This is a genomic window from Acidovorax sp. GW821-FHT10A04 (assembly GCF_059415825.1).
In genome coordinates, this window is the sequence record NZ_JBWKNZ010000001.1 from 449185 (window position 1) to 466132 (window position 16948).

General features: G+C 68.6%; 13 protein-coding genes and 1 riboswitch. Of the genes, 7 read left to right on the forward strand and 6 right to left on the reverse strand.

The genetic code is table 11. The annotated features are described in order from the left end of the window. The first annotated feature begins 1 nt into the window (after position 1). Genes AC07PF_RS02070 through AC07PF_RS02100 form a run of 7 tightly spaced genes read left to right on the forward strand, consistent with a single transcriptional unit; the run spans position 2 to position 8588 of the window. Positions 2–733, forward strand: a complete 732-nt coding sequence (locus AC07PF_RS02070) for a prepilin-type N-terminal cleavage/methylation domain-containing protein (protein ID WP_494610717.1) — start codon at positions 2–4, stop codon at positions 731–733. Beyond that, positions 733–1731 (forward strand): type II secretion system minor pseudopilin GspK, encoded by a 999-nt coding sequence (gene gspK / locus AC07PF_RS02075; protein ID WP_494610718.1) that lies wholly within the window; start codon positions 733–735, stop codon positions 1729–1731. Before AC07PF_RS02070 ends, gspK begins: the two co-directional genes overlap by 1 nt. 50 nt (positions 1732–1781) lie before the next feature. Then, positions 1782–3038: a type II secretion system protein GspL gene (gspL, locus tag AC07PF_RS02080; protein ID WP_494610719.1), complete on the forward strand. Its 1257-nt coding sequence runs from the start codon at positions 1782–1784 to the stop codon at positions 3036–3038. After that, complete coding sequence (locus tag AC07PF_RS02085; RefSeq protein WP_494610720.1) at positions 3035–3712, forward strand: type II secretion system protein M; 678 nt, start codon at positions 3035–3037, stop codon at positions 3710–3712. The genes gspL and AC07PF_RS02085 overlap by 4 nt, the downstream gene beginning before the upstream one ends. Continuing rightward, complete coding sequence (gene gspN / locus AC07PF_RS02090) at positions 3709–4548, forward strand: type II secretion system protein N (protein ID WP_494610721.1); 840 nt, start codon at positions 3709–3711, stop codon at positions 4546–4548. Before AC07PF_RS02085 ends, gspN begins: the two co-directional genes overlap by 4 nt. Before the next feature lie 4 nt (positions 4549–4552). Beyond that, complete coding sequence (gspD, locus tag AC07PF_RS02095; protein ID WP_494610723.1) at positions 4553–7192, forward strand: type II secretion system secretin GspD; 2640 nt, start codon at positions 4553–4555, stop codon at positions 7190–7192. Positions 7193–7199: 7 nt separating this feature from the next. Continuing rightward, positions 7200–8588, forward strand: coding sequence for a GspE/PulE family protein (locus AC07PF_RS02100; RefSeq protein ID WP_007862309.1), 1389 nt, complete (start codon positions 7200–7202; stop codon positions 8586–8588). A gap of 360 nt (positions 8589–8948) precedes the next feature. On the opposite strand, the gene AC07PF_RS02105 is transcribed toward AC07PF_RS02100, so the two are convergent. From AC07PF_RS02105 to ftsA, 6 genes are all read right to left on the reverse strand, one after another. Further along, positions 8949–10652 (reverse strand): methyl-accepting chemotaxis protein, encoded by a 1704-nt coding sequence (locus AC07PF_RS02105; protein WP_494608624.1) that lies wholly within the window; start codon positions 10650–10652, stop codon positions 8949–8951. 175 nt (positions 10653–10827) lie between these two features. Beyond that, positions 10828–12723, reverse strand: a complete 1896-nt coding sequence (thiC, locus tag AC07PF_RS02110) for a phosphomethylpyrimidine synthase ThiC (protein WP_494610725.1) — start codon at positions 12721–12723, stop codon at positions 10828–10830. A 135-nt stretch (positions 12724–12858) separates the two neighbouring features. Then, positions 12859–12986: riboswitch (TPP riboswitch) on the reverse strand. Between the two features lie 31 nt (positions 12987–13017). Continuing rightward, positions 13018–13191 (reverse strand): hypothetical protein, encoded by a 174-nt coding sequence (locus AC07PF_RS02115; protein ID WP_494610727.1) that lies wholly within the window; start codon positions 13189–13191, stop codon positions 13018–13020. A 10-nt stretch (positions 13192–13201) separates the two neighbouring features. Beyond that, positions 13202–14125 carry a UDP-3-O-acyl-N-acetylglucosamine deacetylase gene (gene lpxC, locus AC07PF_RS02120; protein WP_035204894.1) on the reverse strand — a complete coding sequence of 308 codons (924 nt, stop codon included), beginning with the start codon at positions 14123–14125 and terminating at the stop codon, positions 13202–13204. 131 nt (positions 14126–14256) lie between these two features. Beyond that, positions 14257–15513 (reverse strand): cell division protein FtsZ, encoded by a 1257-nt coding sequence (ftsZ, locus tag AC07PF_RS02125; protein WP_007857395.1) that lies wholly within the window; start codon positions 15511–15513, stop codon positions 14257–14259. Positions 15514–15667: 154 nt separating this feature from the next. Further along, entirely contained in the window at positions 15668–16897 is a 1230-nt protein-coding gene (gene ftsA, locus AC07PF_RS02130; protein ID WP_145694605.1) for a cell division protein FtsA, read from the reverse strand. Between the last annotated feature and the right edge of the window lie 51 nt (positions 16898–16948).

A 16948-nucleotide genomic window follows, 5' to 3' on the forward strand; every position in this document is an offset into this window, starting at 1 on the left:
AATGGTCTCCAGGCTTCACCCCACCGTGCAACCCGCCGTGCCGCAAGGCCACGGGCGCGGCCCCCTGCCGGCAGTTCAGGGCGGTTTCACGCTGATCGAATTGCTCGTCGCGATCGCGCTGATGTCCATCCTGGCCATCATGAGCTGGCGCGGCATCGATGGCATGGTGCGCGCGCAAGAGCTGACGCGCCAGCGCGCCGACGAAATGCTGGTGATCCAGTCGGCCCTGGCCCAATGGGGGGCCGACCTCGATGCCATCCTGCCACTGGCCAGTACCACCCCGATGGACTGGGACGGGCAGGTGCTGCGCATCACGCGCCGCACCTCGGCCGTGCCCGACACGGGCGCTCTGGTGGTGGCCTGGACCCGGCGCGACATGCCGGGTGTGGAAGGCGGGGGCCAGTGGGTGCGCTGGCAGTCACCGCCCGTGCGCAACCGCAATGAGTGGCAGCAGGCCTGGCAACAGGCCGAGCAGTGGGCGCGCACGCCCGACGAACAGGCCCGGCGCTACGAAATCAGCCTGGTGCCCATCAGCAGCTGGCAGCTGTTCTACTTCCGCGGCGGCGCCTGGTCCAACCCGCTGTCGAGTGCCGGCCAGACCACGGGCAGCACCCCGGCCGCGGCCCTCCCCGACGGGGTGCGGCTGCAGGTCACCCTGTCACCAGGCCAGGCGCTGACGGGCGCCATCGTGCGCGACTGGGCCAACCCGACCCTGGGCGGAGGCCGCACCTGATGCGCCGCACAACCCCTTCCCGACGGCAGCCCACGCGGGCCCAGCGCGGGGCAGCGCTGCTGGCGGCCATGCTGACCGTCACGCTCGTGGCCACCTTCGCCGCCGCCTCCCTGTGGCAGCAGTGGCGCGCCATCGAGGTCGAGACCGCCGAACGCGACCGCGTGCAGGCCGCCTGGATCCTGGTGGGGGCACTGGACTGGTCGCGCCTGATCCTGCGCGAGGATGGCCGTGCGGGCGGCGCCGACCACCTGGCCGAACCCTGGGCCGTGCCGCTGCAGGAGGCGCGCCTGTCCAGCTTCCTCGCGGCCGAGCGCGGCGTGGCCCAGGTGGAGGACGCCAGCACCGACACCGCCGACGCCTTTCTCTCCGGGCAGATCACGGACCTGCAATCGCGCCTGAACATCACCAGCCTGGCCGAGGGCGGGCAGGTGCAGGCCGGTGCCCTGAAACAGTTCACCCGGCTGTTCGAGCGGCTGGGGCTGCCCTCACAGGAGCTGACACTGCTGGTGGAGAACCTGCGCAAGGCCCAGGCCCGCACCGGCGCCGATGGCAGCGCCCCCCTCCTGCCCCAGACGGTATCGCAGCTGGGCTGGCTGGGGCTGTCGCCGCCAACTGTCGCGGCGCTGCTGCCCCATGTCACCATCCTGCCGGTGCGCACCCCCGTCAACCTCAACACGGCGGGCATCGATGTGGTCTGGGCCGCCATCGACGGGTTGGACATGGCCGGCGCACAGAAGCTGGTGCAGGCCCGCGAATCCAAACATTTCCGATCCATGGCCGAGGTGGTCGAGGTGCTGGGCAGGGCCTCGTTCGACACCAATGACCTGGCCATCGCCTCGGCCTACTTCGAGGTACGCGGCCGGTTGCGCATGGACAACACCACCGTGGACGAGCGCTCCCTGGTGCGCAAGCTGGGCCTGGAAGTGACGACGCTGTGGCGGGAACGCGGCGCCTTCGACCGTGATACTGCCGCCCCGGCGCAACAGACCTTGCGCTGAATGCACTCAGCACAGGAGCCACCGCCTAAAATGATCCGCACTACCCGCCCATGAGCACGCTGATACTCTCCCTGCCGCCCACCCCTCCGGGGCTATCGACCCAGTACGGCTATACGCTGACGGCGGACGGGCATACCGCCCAGCGCCATGCGCTTGCCGAGGCGGCCCTGCTGCCCGAGACCGCGCGCCCCGGCGAGGTGGTGGCCGTGGTGCCGATCCAGGCGCTGTCCTGGCAGAAGGTCCAGCTGCCGCCCGGCCTGCCCCTCGGTGCCAGCCAGCAGACACCGCGCCTGCGCTCGGTGCTCGATGGCCTGCTCGAAGACCGCCTGCTCGACGACCCGGCCCAACTGCACTTTGCGCTGCAACCGGGCGCCCAGGCCGGCGTGCCGGTGTGGGTGGCCGTGTGCGACCGGACCTGGCTGCGCGCCCACCTGCAAGCCCTGGAAGCCGCCGGCCGGCGCGTGTCCCGCGTGGTGCCCGAGTTCGCCCCCGGCCCCACGGCCAGTGGCGCCCCCGAGGTGTCGGCTATCGGCACGGCAGACGACCCCCAGCTGATCCTGTGCGGCCTGGGCGCCGACCAGGGCATTTCGATGCTGCCGCTGACGCCTGCCACGCTGGCGCTGGCCGGCCTGGGCAGCGCCGCCGGCGGCGATGCACCGCCCACGCCGCTGCGCGCCGATCCGGCCGTGGCGGAATTGGCCGAGCATGCCCTGGGCCACCCGGTGAGCCTGCACACGGCCAGCGCCCGCGCCCTGGACGCCGCCCGCAGCGACTGGGACCTGGCGCAGTTCGAACTCTCCAGCAACAGCCGCTCGCGTGCCCTGCGCAAGGCCGGCGGCGCCCTGAGCGCCCTGCTGTACGCCCCCCAGTGGCGCGCAGCCCGCTGGGCGCTGGGGGTGCTCGTGCTGGCGCATCTGGCGGGCCTGAACGTCTGGGCCTGGCAGGAGCGGCAGGCCCTGGCCGCCAAGCAGACCAGCCTGCGCAGCACCTTCACCCAGACCTTTCCGCAGGTGCAGGCCGTGATCGCCCCCCTGGAGCAGATGGAGCGCGAGATGGCGTTGCTGCGCCAGGCGTCGGGCAGCTTCTCGCCGCGCGACCTGGAACCCATGATGGCCGCTGCCGGCAGCGCGCTGCCCAATGGCCGCATTCCCTCCGGCCTGGAATTCACCACCGGCGAACTGCGCCTGCGCGGCCTGCCACTCACCCCCCAAGAGGAACCCGTGCTCACCACCCGACTGCGGGCCGCCGGCTACACCGGCCGCCTGGACGATGGCAGCCTGGTGCTGCGTGCGGAGACTACCCCATGAGTCAGCTCGCTCCCTTGAAAGCCCAATGGCAGGCCATGGCCCCGCGCGAACAGAATTTCGTGCTGGGCGCGGCCGCACTGGTGGGCCTGGCCCTGGTGTGGTGGGTGGGCATTTCCCCCGCCCTGCAGACCTTGCGCACGGCCCCCAAGCGCCATGCCGAACTGGACACGCAGCTGCAACGCATGCGCAGCCTGCAGGCCGAAGCCCAGCAGTTGCAGGCCGTTCCGCAGAGCAGCACGGGCGACGCCACCGGCGCCCTGCGCAGCGGCCTGACGCAGCGCATGGGCACGGCCGCCCAGCTCAACGTGGCGGGCGACCGGGCCACCGTGACGCTCAAGGCAGCCCCTGCCGATGCCCTCGCGCAGTGGCTGGCGCTGGCGCGCAGCAACGCCCGGGCCGTGCCCATCGAGGCACGCCTGACCCGCGCCGCGCCCGCTGCCACCCCATCGGCGACGGGCAACAACAGCGCCCGCCCCGGCCCGCAGGCCACAGCCACGCCACCGGCCATGCTGCCCCCCACCCCGGGCGCCGCCCCCGCTGGCCCGCTGGTGCCCCCCATCCCCGGTGCCATGCAGGCCCTGGTGGCCAGCCCCGCGCAGGACGCCCCTGCAGGCACTGCGCCCACCACCCCGCGCTGGGATGGCACGCTGGTGCTGGCCCTGCCTGCACGGTGAACCCCACGAAACGCCCCGTGTCGCCCACCCGCAGCCCACGCCCCTCCCCACGCGCCACCGGCGCTGTACCGCGCTCGCCCTGGGGCTGGGCCGTGGGCGGCGCATTGGCCGGCCTGCTGCCGGCGCTGGTGGTCTTTGCCCCCGCGCAATGGCTGGCCCAGGGCCTGGCCCGGGCCACGGGCGGGCAGTTGCTGCTGTCGGAAGCGCGTGGCACCGTCTGGAACGGCTCGGCCCAGCTGGTGCTGACCGGTGGCACCGCCAGCCAGGACCGCACGGCCCTGCCCGGGCGCCTGCAATGGACGCTGCGCCCCACTCTCAGCGGCGTGCACGCCCAGGTGCAGGCGCCCTGCTGCACCGTGCAGCCGCTGCAGGCCCGGCTGGCCCTGGGCCTCTCTCAGCTGCGCGTGACGGTGGGCGACGGCCAGAGCCGCTGGCCCGCCGCGCTGCTCTCGGGCCTGGGCACGCCGTGGAACACGCTGCAGCCGCAAGGCCAGCTGGTGCTGCAGACGCAGGGGCTGCAGGCCGCCTGGCAGGCAGGCCGCATGGTGCTGGACGGCAAGATGCAGCTCGATGCGCTGGACATGTCCTCGCGCCTGTCCACCCTGCGCCCCATGGGCAGCTACCGCCTGGCCATGCAGGGCGGCGAAGTGCCTATCCTGACCCTGAGCACCCTGGGCGGCCACCTGCAATTGAGCGGCACCGGCCAATGGGTAGGCCAGCGCCTGCGTTTTGCGGGCGAGGCCAGTGCGGCGCCCGACCGCGAAGCGGCGCTCACCAATCTTCTGAACATCATCGGACGGCGCAACGGCGCGCGCTCCCTCATCAACGTGGGTTGACCCTATGACGACTTCCGCATCCTCTCCCTCGCCGCATCTGCAATTCGCCGTCAGCTCCATCACCCTGGCCGCCATGCTGCTCACCAGCAGCCCGCTGGCCCTGGCGCAGACGGCTGTCGGCACAGGCACCAGCAGCGTGCGCGGCAACGAGCCCGTCACGCTGAACTTCGCCAACGCCGAGATCGAGGCCGTGGCCCGCACCATGGCCACCATCACCGGACGCAACGTGGTGGTCGACCCGCGCGTGAAGGGCCAGCTCACGCTGATCACCGAACGCGCCGTACTGCCCTCGGCGGCGTTCCAGCAGTTCCTGGCGGCGCTGCGGCTGCAGGGCTTCACGGTAGTCGAATCGGCCGGCCTGTACAAGGTGGTGCCTGAGGCCGACGCCAAGCTGCAGGGCGGCAGCGTGAGCGTTAGCGAGTCGGGCTCGGCGCGTGGCACACCCGGCGGCGGGCAGATCGTGACGCAGATCTTCAAACTCAACTATGAGAACGCCGGCAATCTGGTGCCGGTGCTGCGCCCGCTGATCAGCCCCAACAACACCATCAACGTGAACCCCGGCAACAACTCGCTGGTGATCACCGACTATGCCGACAACCTGCAGCGCCTGGGCCGCATCATCGCGGCGATGGATGTCTCCAACGCCAGCGACGTGGAGATCATCCCGCTGCGCAATGCCCTCGCGGCCGACCTCGCGCCCCTGGTGGCGCGCCTCATCGATGGCGGCAGCGGCGCCGCACCGGCCGCGGCCCAGGGCCAGGCCGACACCTCCTTCAAGACCACGCTGCTGGCCGAGCCGCGCAGCAACTCGCTGATCCTGCGTGCCGCCAACCCAGCACGCGTGGCCATGGTGCGCGCCCTGGTGGACAAGCTCGACCAGCCGCCCGTGCCCGGCAGCAGCGCCTCCATGGGCAACATCCATGTGGTCTACCTCAAGAACGCCGATGCCACCAAGCTTGCCACCACCCTGCGCGCGGCCATGGCTAGCATGGGCAGCAACGCCACGGGCGGTACCAGCGCCAGCACGCCAGCGATTTCCGGCGGCACCTCGTCGCCCTCGCTGTCGGGTGGCAGCAACAGCGGTGGCCTGAGCGGCGGTTCCAGCAACAACAGCAACAACACCCTCGGCGGGCTGGGCAGCAACTCCGGCGGCATGGGCAGCGGCTCGGGCATGGGCAGCAGCAACAGCAACCAGCCCTCCACTGGCGGCCTGATCCAGGCCGACCCGACCACCAACTCGCTGATCATCACTGCGCCCGAACCGCTGTTCCGCCAGCTGCGCGCCGTGATCGACAAGCTCGACGGCCGCCGCGCCCAGGTGCTGGTGGAAAGCCTGATCGTGGAGGTCTCGGCCAGCAAGCTGGCGGAGTTCGGCATCCAGTGGCAAGGCGCGCTGGGCAAGAAGGGCGACGGCACCGTCGGTGTCATCGGCACCAACTCCACCCAGGGTGGCGGCGCCAACATCATCAACCTCACAGGTGCATTGGCCAGCGGCAGTACCTCGGGAATTCTCAGCGCTGCCAGCTCACTGAGCCCAGGCCTGAACCTGGCACTCGCACCCCGCATCAATGGCCAGTACTACCTGGGCGCCCTGGCCAACTTCCTGCAGAACAGCGGTGACGCCAACGTGCTGTCCACCCCCAACCTGATGACGCTGGACAACGAGGAAGCGCGCATCGTGATCGGCAACAACGTGCCCTTCCCGACTGGCTCGTACGCCAACACCGGCGGCAGCAACACGGTGAACCCCTTCACCACGGTGGAGCGCAAGGACGTGGGCCTGATGCTCAAGGTGCGCCCGCAGATCAGCGAGAACGGCACCGTGAAGATGGCGATCTACCAGGAGGTCTCGAAGATCAACGAGAACACCCTGAGCGCCGTGAACGGCCCGACCACCAGCAAGCGCTCCATCGAGTCGAACGTGGTGGTGGACGACGGCAGCATCATCGTGCTGGGCGGGCTGCTCGAAGACAGCTACTCGCAGGGCGAGGACAAGGTGCCGGTGATGGGTGACCTGCCCGTGGTGGGCGGTCTGTTCCGCAGTGAAAAGCGCTCGCGCAACAAGACCAACCTGATGGTCTTCCTGCGCCCCGTGGTGGTGCGCGATGCGGCCACCAGCGATGCCCTGATGGTGGACCGCTACGAGGCGATCCGCGGCCTGCAGCAGGTGACGCAGCCCGCCTCGAGCCTGCCACTGCGGTCGGTATCGGGCGCCCCCGTGCTGCCGGAACTGCCCCAGCGCGCCGACCCCGCCACGCGCGTGCAGCCCGCGGGCGTGCCCCCGACGCCCATGCAGGACCTCACGGCCCCCGGCGCCCCGGCGCCCCGCCTGACGCCTTCGGGCGTGCCCATCAGCGAAGCGCCCGTGCGCGCTGGAGCCGCCCCCGTTGTGGCGGCCGCCGCCGCCGCATCGACCTACTATGTGCGTGCCGGCCTGTTCGGCGACGATGCTGCCTCGCGCGCAGCACTGGACAAGTTGCGCACCTCGGCGCTGCCCATCGCCGAGCAGCCGGTGGACACCAACCAGGGCCCGCGCACCAGCGTGCGGGTAGGCCCGTACCACAACGAGGCCTCGGCCGAAGCGGCAGCCGCCATGGTGCGCCAGCTGGCACCCGGCGCCACGGTGACGCGCCAGACGCTCTGAGAAACCCATGCGCCACCCTCTGCCCTACGCCTTTGCCCGCACCTCCCAGCTGCTGCTGGAAGATGACGGGCAGCAAATCGTGCTGTGGCACGGCCCCGCCCCTGATGTGACCGCGCTGTCGGAAGTGATGCGCAAACACAAGGTCCGCCACCTGCAGTCGCTGGAGGCACCGGCCCTGGCCCAGCGCATCAGCGCCGCCTATGCCCAGGGCGAGTCGAGCGCCGCCACCGTGGTGAGCGAGGTCGAGTCCGACGCCGACCTGTCGCGCATGATGCAGGACCTGCCGGCCGTGGAAGACCTGCTGGAAACAGCCGACGACGCGCCCATCATCCGCATGCTCAACGCCCTGCTCACGCAGGCCGCACGCGACGGTGCGAGCGACATCCACATCGAGCCCTACGAGCGGCATTCGAGCGTGCGCTTTCGGGTGGACGGCTCGCTGCGCGAGGTGGTGCAGCCCAACCGTGCCCTGCACGCGGCCCTGATCTCGCGCCTGAAGATCATGGCCGACCTGGACATTTCCGAGAAGCGCCTGCCGCAGGACGGGCGCATCAGCCTGCGCCTGGGCACGCGCGCCATCGACGTGCGCGTCTCCACCCTGCCCAGCGCCCATGGCGAGCGCGCGGTGCTGCGCCTCCTGGACAAGAGCGAGAGCAAGCTCAGCCTGGAGGCCGTGGGCATGCAGGGCGAGACCCTGCGGCGCTTCGAGGGCCTGATCGGGCAGCCGCACGGCATCATCCTCGTGACCGGCCCCACGGGCTCGGGCAAGACGACCACGCTGTACGCCGCGCTGGGCCGTCTCGACGCCACGCGCAACAACATCATGACGGTGGAAGACCCCATCGAATACGAGCTGCCGGGCGTGGGCCAGACCCAGGTCAACAGCAAGATCGAGCTGACCTTCGCAAAGGCCCTGCGCGCCATCCTGCGCCAGGACCCGGACATCATCATGATCGGTGAAATCCGCGACTTCGAGACCGCGCAGATCGCGATCCAGGCCTCGCTCACGGGCCACCTGGTACTGGCCACGCTGCACACCAACGATGCCGCCAGCGCCGTCACGCGCCTGACCGACATGGGCGTGGAGCCGTTCCTGCTGTCCTCCTCGCTGCTCGGCGTGCTGGCGCAACGCCTGGTGCGCAAGTACTGCAGCCATTGCCATGGCGCCAGCTGCGAGCACTGCAGCCAGACCGGCTACACGGGCCGTACCGGCCTGTTCGAGCTGTTGGTGACCAACGATGCGATCCGCGCCCAGATCCACAACCAGGCCGCCGAGGCCGACATCCGCAGCGCGGCCCTGGCAGGCGGCATGGCACTGATGCGCGAGGACGGCGAGCGCCTGATCGCAGCCGGCGTCACCAGCCGTGAGGAAGTCGTGCGGGTGACCCGCGACTGACGCAACCCCGGTGACGGATGCATGCAAAAAGGGCCGCTGATGCGGCCCTTTTGCTTAGAACCTGTTCAAGATCTTTTTGCAGCCGCGTTGGAGTGCAATCGGGATGAGTGGATGCTTCGGATGCGCCGCATGGGCTCATGCCCATGCAAGCAGCCGAGGCGCCAAACATTCCGAATTCGTCGGCCCGATTTCACTCCAACCCGAAGGGCAAGTGCCTTTGCGGGCGGTCTGCGGCGTTGCTGCGCTTGTTGATAGCTGGGCTATCAACTGCGCACCGCGCCTTGCATCCCATCCCGAAAAGGGACTTGCGCGGCTTCAAAAAGATCTTGAACAGGTTCTTAGGGTCTGCGGCTGGAGAAATCAGCGGATCTGCAGCGCCGGGCGGCCGCTGCTGGCGACCTTCTTCATCAGTGGCAGGGGTGTATGCGCCGGGGCTGGAATGCCGCGCGGCGGTGCAGCGCTATCGCCACCCATTCCCGCAGTGCCCACCGCTCGGGTCCCAGCACCGGGCTGCAGCTTGAACTGGCTCACGGCCTGGGTCAGTTGCAGGGCCTGTTCGCGCAAGGATTCCGATGCCGCGGTGGACTGCTCGACCAGCGCGGCGTTCTGCTGCGTCATGTTGTCCAGCTGGCTCACCGACTGGCTGATGTGGCCCACGTTGTCGCGCTGCTCGGCCGAGGAGGCTGTGATCTCGCTGATGATGTCCGACACCCGGCGCACGCTGCCCACGATCTCGTTCATGGTGGCGCCGGCCTGGCTCACCAGGCGCGAGCCGTCTTCCACACGCTCCACCGAGGAGCCGATCAGGCCCTTGATCTCCTTGGCGGCGGCAGCCGAGCGCTGGGCCAGGTTGCGCACCTCGCTGGCCACCACGGCAAAGCCGCGGCCCTGCTCGCCGGCACGGGCCGCTTCGACGGCAGCGTTAAGCGCCAGGATGTTGGTCTGGAAAGCGATGCCGTCGATCACGCCGGTGATGTCGGCGATCTTGCGCGAGCTGGTGGTGATCTGGTCCATGGTGGTCACCACCTGCGAGACCACCACGCCGCCACGTCCGGCCACTTCGGCGGCCGAGGACGCGAAATCGCTGGCCTGGCGCGAGGACTGGGCGCTCTGGCCGATGGTGCTGGTGAGCAGTTCCATCGACGAGGCGGCCTCTTCGAGGTTGGCTGCGGTCTGCTCGGTGCGGTGGCTCAGGTCGTGATTGCCCGACGCAATCTCGGTGCTGGCCGTGGAGATGTTGCCGGCCGCCTCCTGCACCTGCTGCACCAGGCCACGCAGGGCATCCTGCATGCGCGCCATGGAAGCCACGAGCTGGCCCACCTCGTCCTGCGAGGTCACCTCCACATCGCGCGACAGGTCGCCGCCGGCGATGCGCTCGGCCAGGGCGCTGGCCTGCGAGATCGAGCGGGTGATCGAGCGCACGCTGAAGAAGGTCAGCGGAATCAGCACGGCCAGTGCCAGCACCAGCACGATGCCGATCAAGCCGGACATGGTGGTGGTCAGGGTGTTGACGCCTTCGCGCGCCTCGTCCATCTTGGTGCGTGCGGTCACGGAAAGATCAGACAGCAGCTTGTCCGTGGCCTCCATGTGCTTCTTGAGGCGGTCGGCGTAGGCACCGCCCACGGCGCCATCGATCTGGGCACGCTCGATCTGCTCGAACACGGGCGAGATGCCGGCCTCGTACTCCTTGACCTCGGCCAGCGACTTGTCGATGGCCGCCACGAAGGCCGCGTCGCCCGACTGCACCTGGCGCACGTCGGCCATGCCCTTGTTGAGCGCGGTCAGCGATTTCTTCCAGCCCTCGCGCAGGGCTGCGACTTCGACGGAGTTGTTGAAGCTGATGATGATGTCTTTTTCGAGGCGGCGCAGGTCCCCCAGGGTGGTGCGCAGCTCGGCCACATCGGTCAATGTCTGCACCCGCTGGGAGAACAGCTGGTCCAGGGTACTGCGGGTGCGCTCCAGGGCCAGATAGCCCATGGCACCGATCACGACGAGCAGAACCAGCGAAAAGATCGTGCCGAAATAAAGACGCGCACGGATGGAAAGACGGCTGAGCAGGTTCATCGCTCTTCCTTACATTTATTGACAACTACAGCATAGCAACTTTGGTGCCACAGGACCAGTTATCCCTATGGCGCCGGTGTGGGCGCGACTGTATGCGCGCCCACAGGCTATGCCGCAGAGGGTATTTACCGCCCTGCCATTCCCAACAGCGGAACTGCGGGGGCAGTAGCCGTGCTTATCGCACCGGCGTGAGGGGCACGTACAGTTGGCCCCCGGTGCGCTGGAACTCCGCCGCCTTGTCCTGCATGCCGGCTGTCAGGGCCTGCCCCTCCGCAACGCCCTTCTGGGCCGCGAACTCGCGCACTTCCTGGGTGATCTTCATGGAGCAGAACTTGGGCCCGCACATGGAGCAGAAATGCGCCACCTTGGCACTGTCCTTGGGCAGGGTCTCGTCGTGGTACTCCTGGGCCGTCTCGGGGTCCAGGCCAAGGTTGAACTGGTCCTGCCAGCGGAAGTCGAAGCGCGCCTGGCTCAACGCGTCATCCCGCGCCCGGGCACCCGGGTGCCCCTTGGCCACGTCGGCCGCATGCGCGGCGATCTTGTAGGCGATGATGCCCTGCTTGACATCGTCGCGGTCGGGCAGTCCCAGGTGCTCCTTGGGCGTCACATAGCACAGCATGGCCGTGCCCATCCAGCCGATCATGGCCGCGCCGATGGCCGAGGCGATGTGGTCGTAGCCGGGCGCGATGTCGATGGTCAACGGGCCCAGGGTGTAGAACGGCGCCTCGTGGCAGGTTCGGAGTTGCTCGGTCATGTTGGCCTGGATCATGTGCATGGGCACGTGGCCGGGGCCTTCGATCATGGTCTGCACGTCGTGCTTCCAGGCCACCTGGGTCAACTCGCCCAGGGTGTGCAGTTCGGCGAACTGCGCCTCGTCGTTGGCGTCCGAGGCGCAGCCGGGGCGCAGACCATCGCCCAGGCTGAAGGAAACGTCGTAGGCCTTCATGATGTCGCAGATGTCCTCGAAGTGCTCGTACAGGAAGCTCTCGCGGTGGTGGGCCACGCACCACTTGGCCATGATGGAGCCGCCTCGCGAGACGATGCCCGTGCGCCGCGCCGCCGTGAGGTGGATGTAGGCCAGGCGCACCCCGGCGTGGATGGTGAAGTAGTCCACGCCCTGCTCCGCCTGTTCGACCAGCGTGTCACGGAAGATCGCCCAGGTCAGGTCTTCGGCCACGCCGCCGACTTTCTCCAGCGCCTGGTAGATGGGCACGGTGCCGATGGGCACCGGGCTGTTGCGCACGATCCAGTCGCGCGTGGTGTGGATGTTCTTGCCGGTGGACAGGTCCATCACGTTGTCGGCCCCCCAGCGGATGGCCCAGACCAGCTTTTCGACCTCTTCCTCGATGCTGGAGGTGACGGCCGAGTTGCCGATGTTGGCGTTGATCTTCACGAGGAAGTTGCGCCCGATGGCCATGGGTTCCACCTCGGGGTGGTTGATGTTGGCCGGGATGATGGCGCGCCCGCGCGCCACTTCGTCGCGCACGAACTCGGGCGTGATGATCCGCGGAATGCTCGCCCCCATGGGGTTGCCGGCCAGGCGGCGCTCGCGGCCGGTGTCTGCCTGGTACTGTGCCATCCATTCGCGCTTGCCGTTCTCACGGATGGCCACATACTCCATCTCGGGCGTGACGATGCCTTTCCTGGCGTAGTGCATCTGCGTCACGTTGGCGCCGCTGCGTGCGCGCAGCGGCTTGCGCTGCAGGGCGGCCGCCTCGGCGCGCAGCTGGGCCAGGCGCACGGCATCCTCGCTCTTTTGGCCGTCGTCCAGAGCCAGGGGCGCGCGGCCCTCGTAAGCCTCGGTGTCGCCCCGGCCGGCGATCCAGCCGCCGCGCACGCTGGCCAGGCCGCGGCGCACGTCGATCACGGCACCGGGATCGGTGTAGGGCCCCGAGGTGTCGTAGACACTGACCTGCTCGCCATTGGTCAGCGCGATGTCGCGCACGGGCACGCGCAGGTCGGTGTGCAGGTGGCCAGGCAGGTAGGCCTTGTGCGAGGCCGGGAAGGGTTCGCGCGCGGCGGCCAGCAGCTCGGCGAATTTTTCGCGGGCAAGGGGATCGGGTGCATTCATGGGGCGGGTCTCCAGGTTCCGGTGGCAAAGGAATATTTGCTCCGGAATGGACCTGGCGCCCCGCGCACGCGCCAGGGCTGGCGCATGGACGGCATGCCCCGCAGTGGCACTCCCCAAAAAAGGCGTGCGCGCGCAGGCATGAAGGTCGGCTCTTCTTCCGCCGGTATGAACCGGATCAAGTTCGTCGGGTTCGCAGGCCGCCTGATGGATCAACCATCAGGCCCTTTGCATCTCAGCGCTTTCGCACACCCCGGAGCAGGCGCCAGTATATCGACACCGGCCTGCAACAGGGTTTCAGATGCGTCCGATGATCACCACGGCGAAGAAGAACACGGCGGCAATGACGGTCCATTTGAGGACCACCAGGCCCCAGCGCTTGTAGTGCGCCTGGCCCGTGCCCGCATAGAACGCGAAGGACACCGCCGCTGCCAGCAGCAGCGCCATGACCACCCAGCGAAAGAGCAGCATGGGGGCGCGCCTACCAGGCGCGCGCGGGCCGTGCAAAGCCCTGCGGTGCCTGGCGCTCGTCCTCGAAGGTGACCTCTTCCCAGGCATCGGGCTGCGACAGCAGCTCGCGCAGCAGCAGGTTGTTCATCGCATGGCCCGAGCGGAAGGCGCTGTAGGCGGCCAGCAGGGGCCGGCCGATGATGTACAGGTCGCCCATGGCATCGAGGATCTTGTGCTTGACGAATTCGTCGTCGTAGCGCAAGCCGTCGCTGTTGAGCACCTTGTAGTCGTCCATCACGATGGCGTTGTCCAGCCCGCCGCCCAGGGCCAGACCGTTGGAGCGCATCATCTCCACGTCGCGCGTGAAGCCGAAGGTGCGTGCGCGCGCGATGTCGCGGCTGTAGTTGCCCGACCCCAGGTCGAATTCCACACGCTGGCCGGTGGAATCCACCGCCGGGTGGTCGAAATCGATCTCGAAGCTCAGCTTGTAGCCATGGTAGGGCACGAGGCGCGCCCACTTGGCCTGGGCGCCGCTGCCCTCGCGCACCTCCACGGGCCGCTTGATGCGGATGAAGCGCTTGGGCGCGTTCTGCAGCTCGATGCCCGCGCTCTGCAGCAGGAACACGAAGGACGACGAGGACCCATCCAGGATGGGCACCTCTTCGGCTGTGATGTCCACGTAGAGGTTGTCCAGCCCCAGGCCCGCGCAGGCCGACATCAGGTGCTCGACGGTGTGCACCTTGGCGCTGCCGACGCCGATGGTCGACGCCAGGCGCGTGTCCGTCACCGCATCGGCCCGGATCGGGATGTCCACGGGCTGCGGCAGGTCCACCCGGCGGAACACGATGCCGGTATCCGGCTGGGCCGGCCGCAGGGTCAGCTCGACCCGCTGGCCGCTGTGCAGCCCCACGCCGACGGCGCGGGTCAAGGTCTTGAGGGTGCGTTGCTGGAGCATCCCCCGATTGTAAAAGGCGACGCCCAACCCCGCTTGCAACAGGACCATGGCGGGCGGCCCATGAAAAAGGGGCCCGAAGGCCCCTTTGGAGGAGTCAGGAACCGCAGGACGGTCCCGGCTCACCCACGCGATCAGTCGGCTTGCTTGCGCAAGAAGGCCGGGATCTCGAGGTCGTCCATGCCGCCCGAGGACAGCGCGTCCACGCGGGCGGCGGCCTGCGTGCGGTTGGTGCGCCAGACGCTGGGCACCGACATGCTGCCGTAGTCGGCTTGCGAACTGCCGCCGCCATGGCCGGTCTGGCCAGGAACCACGCCCATGGCGTTGCCCATCGCACCCGCGGCACCGGCCACAGGGATCTGGTAAGCCATGTTGTCGGTACCGGTGCGCAGGCCGCCCTGCACCACCGAGATCGGCTGGCGGCGGGCGTTGTGGCGCGACAGGCCGGTGGCGACCACGGTCACGCGGATCTCGTCGCCCAGGGTGTCGTCGTAGGCGGCACCGAAGATCACGTGCGCGTCCTTGGAGGCGTAGGCGTTGATGGTGTTCATCGCCAGGCGCGACTCGGACAGCTTCAGGCTGCCCTTGCTGGCCGTGACCAGCACCAGCACGCCCTTGGCGCCCGACAGGTCGATGCCTTCGAGCAGCGGGCAGGCGATGGCCTGCTCGGCTGCGATGCGGGCGCGGTCGGGGCCGCTGGCCGTGGCCGTGCCCATCATGGCCTTGCCGGGCTCGCCCATCACGGTGCGCACGTCTTCGAAGTCGACGTTCACCTGGCCGTACTCGTTGATGATCTCGGCAATGCCGCCCACGGCGTTCTTGAGCACATCGTTGGCATGCGCGAAGGCCTCGTCCTGAGTGATGTCATCGCCCAGCACTTCGAGCAGCTTCTCGTTGAGCACGACGATCAGCGAATCGACATTGGCTTCGAGCTCGGCCAGGCCGTTGTCGGCGTTGGTCATGCGGCGCCCGCCTTCCCATTCGAAAGGCTTGGTGACCACGCCCACGGTGAGGATGCCCATCTCCTTGGCGATGCGCGCGATGACCGGCGCGGCGCCCGTACCCGTGCCGCCGCCCATGCCGGCGGTGATGAACAGCATGTGCGCGCCATCGATGGCGGCGCGGATGTCCTCCACGGCCGCTTCGGCGGCATCACGGCCCTTGTCGGGCTTGCTGCCGGCACCCAGGCCGCTGGCACCGAGCTGGATCACGCTGTGCGCGGAGCTACGGGTGAGCGCCTGCGCGTCGGTGTTGGCACAGACGAATTCCACGCCCTGCACGCTGCGGGCAATCATGTGCTCGACGGCATTGCTGCCGCCACCGCCCACGCCGATCACCTTGATCTGGGTGCCCTGGTTGAAAGTTTCGGCTTCGATCATTTCGATGGTCATGTTGGAACTCCTGATTCTGTCTTCGTATGCATTGGCCAAATGTGAAAAACTGTCTCTGGGTGCGGGCAGCGGCATGGCGGTCCTGTACATCGCCATCGCCCGCCGGGCATTCGGGGACCGGCACGGGCAGGACTGTGGTGGTGGAAGTACCGCATCAGAAGTTCCCCACGATGAAGTCCTTGAAGCGGCCGAACGCCGTCTTCATGGAGCCGCTCTTCTGCGCTACCTTGAAACCACGCAGGCGCGCCAGGCGCGCCTCCTCGAGCAGGCCCATCACGGTCGATGCCCGGGGCTGGGCCACCATGTCCGACAGCGCGCTCGCATACTTGGGGATGCCGCGGCGCACCGGCTTGAGGAAAATGTCCTCGCCGAGCTCGATCATGCCGGGCATGACGGCACTGCCGCCCGTGAGCACGATGCCCGAGGACAGCACTTCCTCGTAGCCCGACTCGCGGATCACCTGCTGCACCAGCGAGAAGATCTCCTCCACGCGTGGCTCGATCACTCCGGCCAGGGCCTGCTTGCTCAGCATGCGCGGGCTGCGGTCACCAAGGCCTGGCACCTCGACCTGGCTCTCGGGGTCGGCCAGCAGTTGCTTGGCGTAGCCGCTCTCGACCTTGATGTCCTCGGCGTCCTTGGTCGGCGTGCGCAGCGCCATGGCAATGTCGCTGGTGATCAGATCGCCCGCGATCGGGATCACGGCCGTGTGGCGGATGGCCCCGCCGGTGAAGATGGCCACGTCGGTCGTGCCGGCACCGATGTCCACCACCACCACGCCGAGTTCGCGCTCGTCGTCGGTCAGCACGGCCTGGCTCGATGCGAGCGGGTTGAGCAGCAACTGCTCGACTTCCAGTCCGCAGCGGCGCACGCACTTGATGATGTTCTCGGCCGCGCTCTGCGCTCCGGTCACGATGTGGATCTTGGCCTCCAGGCGGATGCCGCTCATGCCGATGGGCTCCTTGACATCCTGCCCGTCGATCACGAACTCCTGCGGCTCCACCAGCAGCAGGCGCTGGTCGGACGAGATGTTGATGGCCTTGGCCGTCTCCACCACGCGCGCCACGTCGGCCGAGGTGACCTCCTTGTCCTTCACGGCCACCATGCCGCTGGAGTTGAGGCCACGGATGTGGCTGCCGGTGATGCCGGTGTACACCCGCTGAATCTTGCAGTCGGCCATCAGCTCGGCTTCTTTCAGCGCCTGCTGGATGCTCTGCACCGTGGCGTCGATGTTGACCACCACGCCGCGCTTCAAGCCATTGCTCGGGGCCACGCCCAATCCTGCGAGCTTGAGTTCGCCATTGGGCAGGACTTCGGCGACCACGGCCATGATCTTCGCCGTGCCGATGTCCAGGCCGACCACCACGTCTTTGTATTCTCTTGCCATATTCAGTCACTGCCCTTCGTTGTTCTGCCCTGCCCGCCGCGTCGTCTGTAC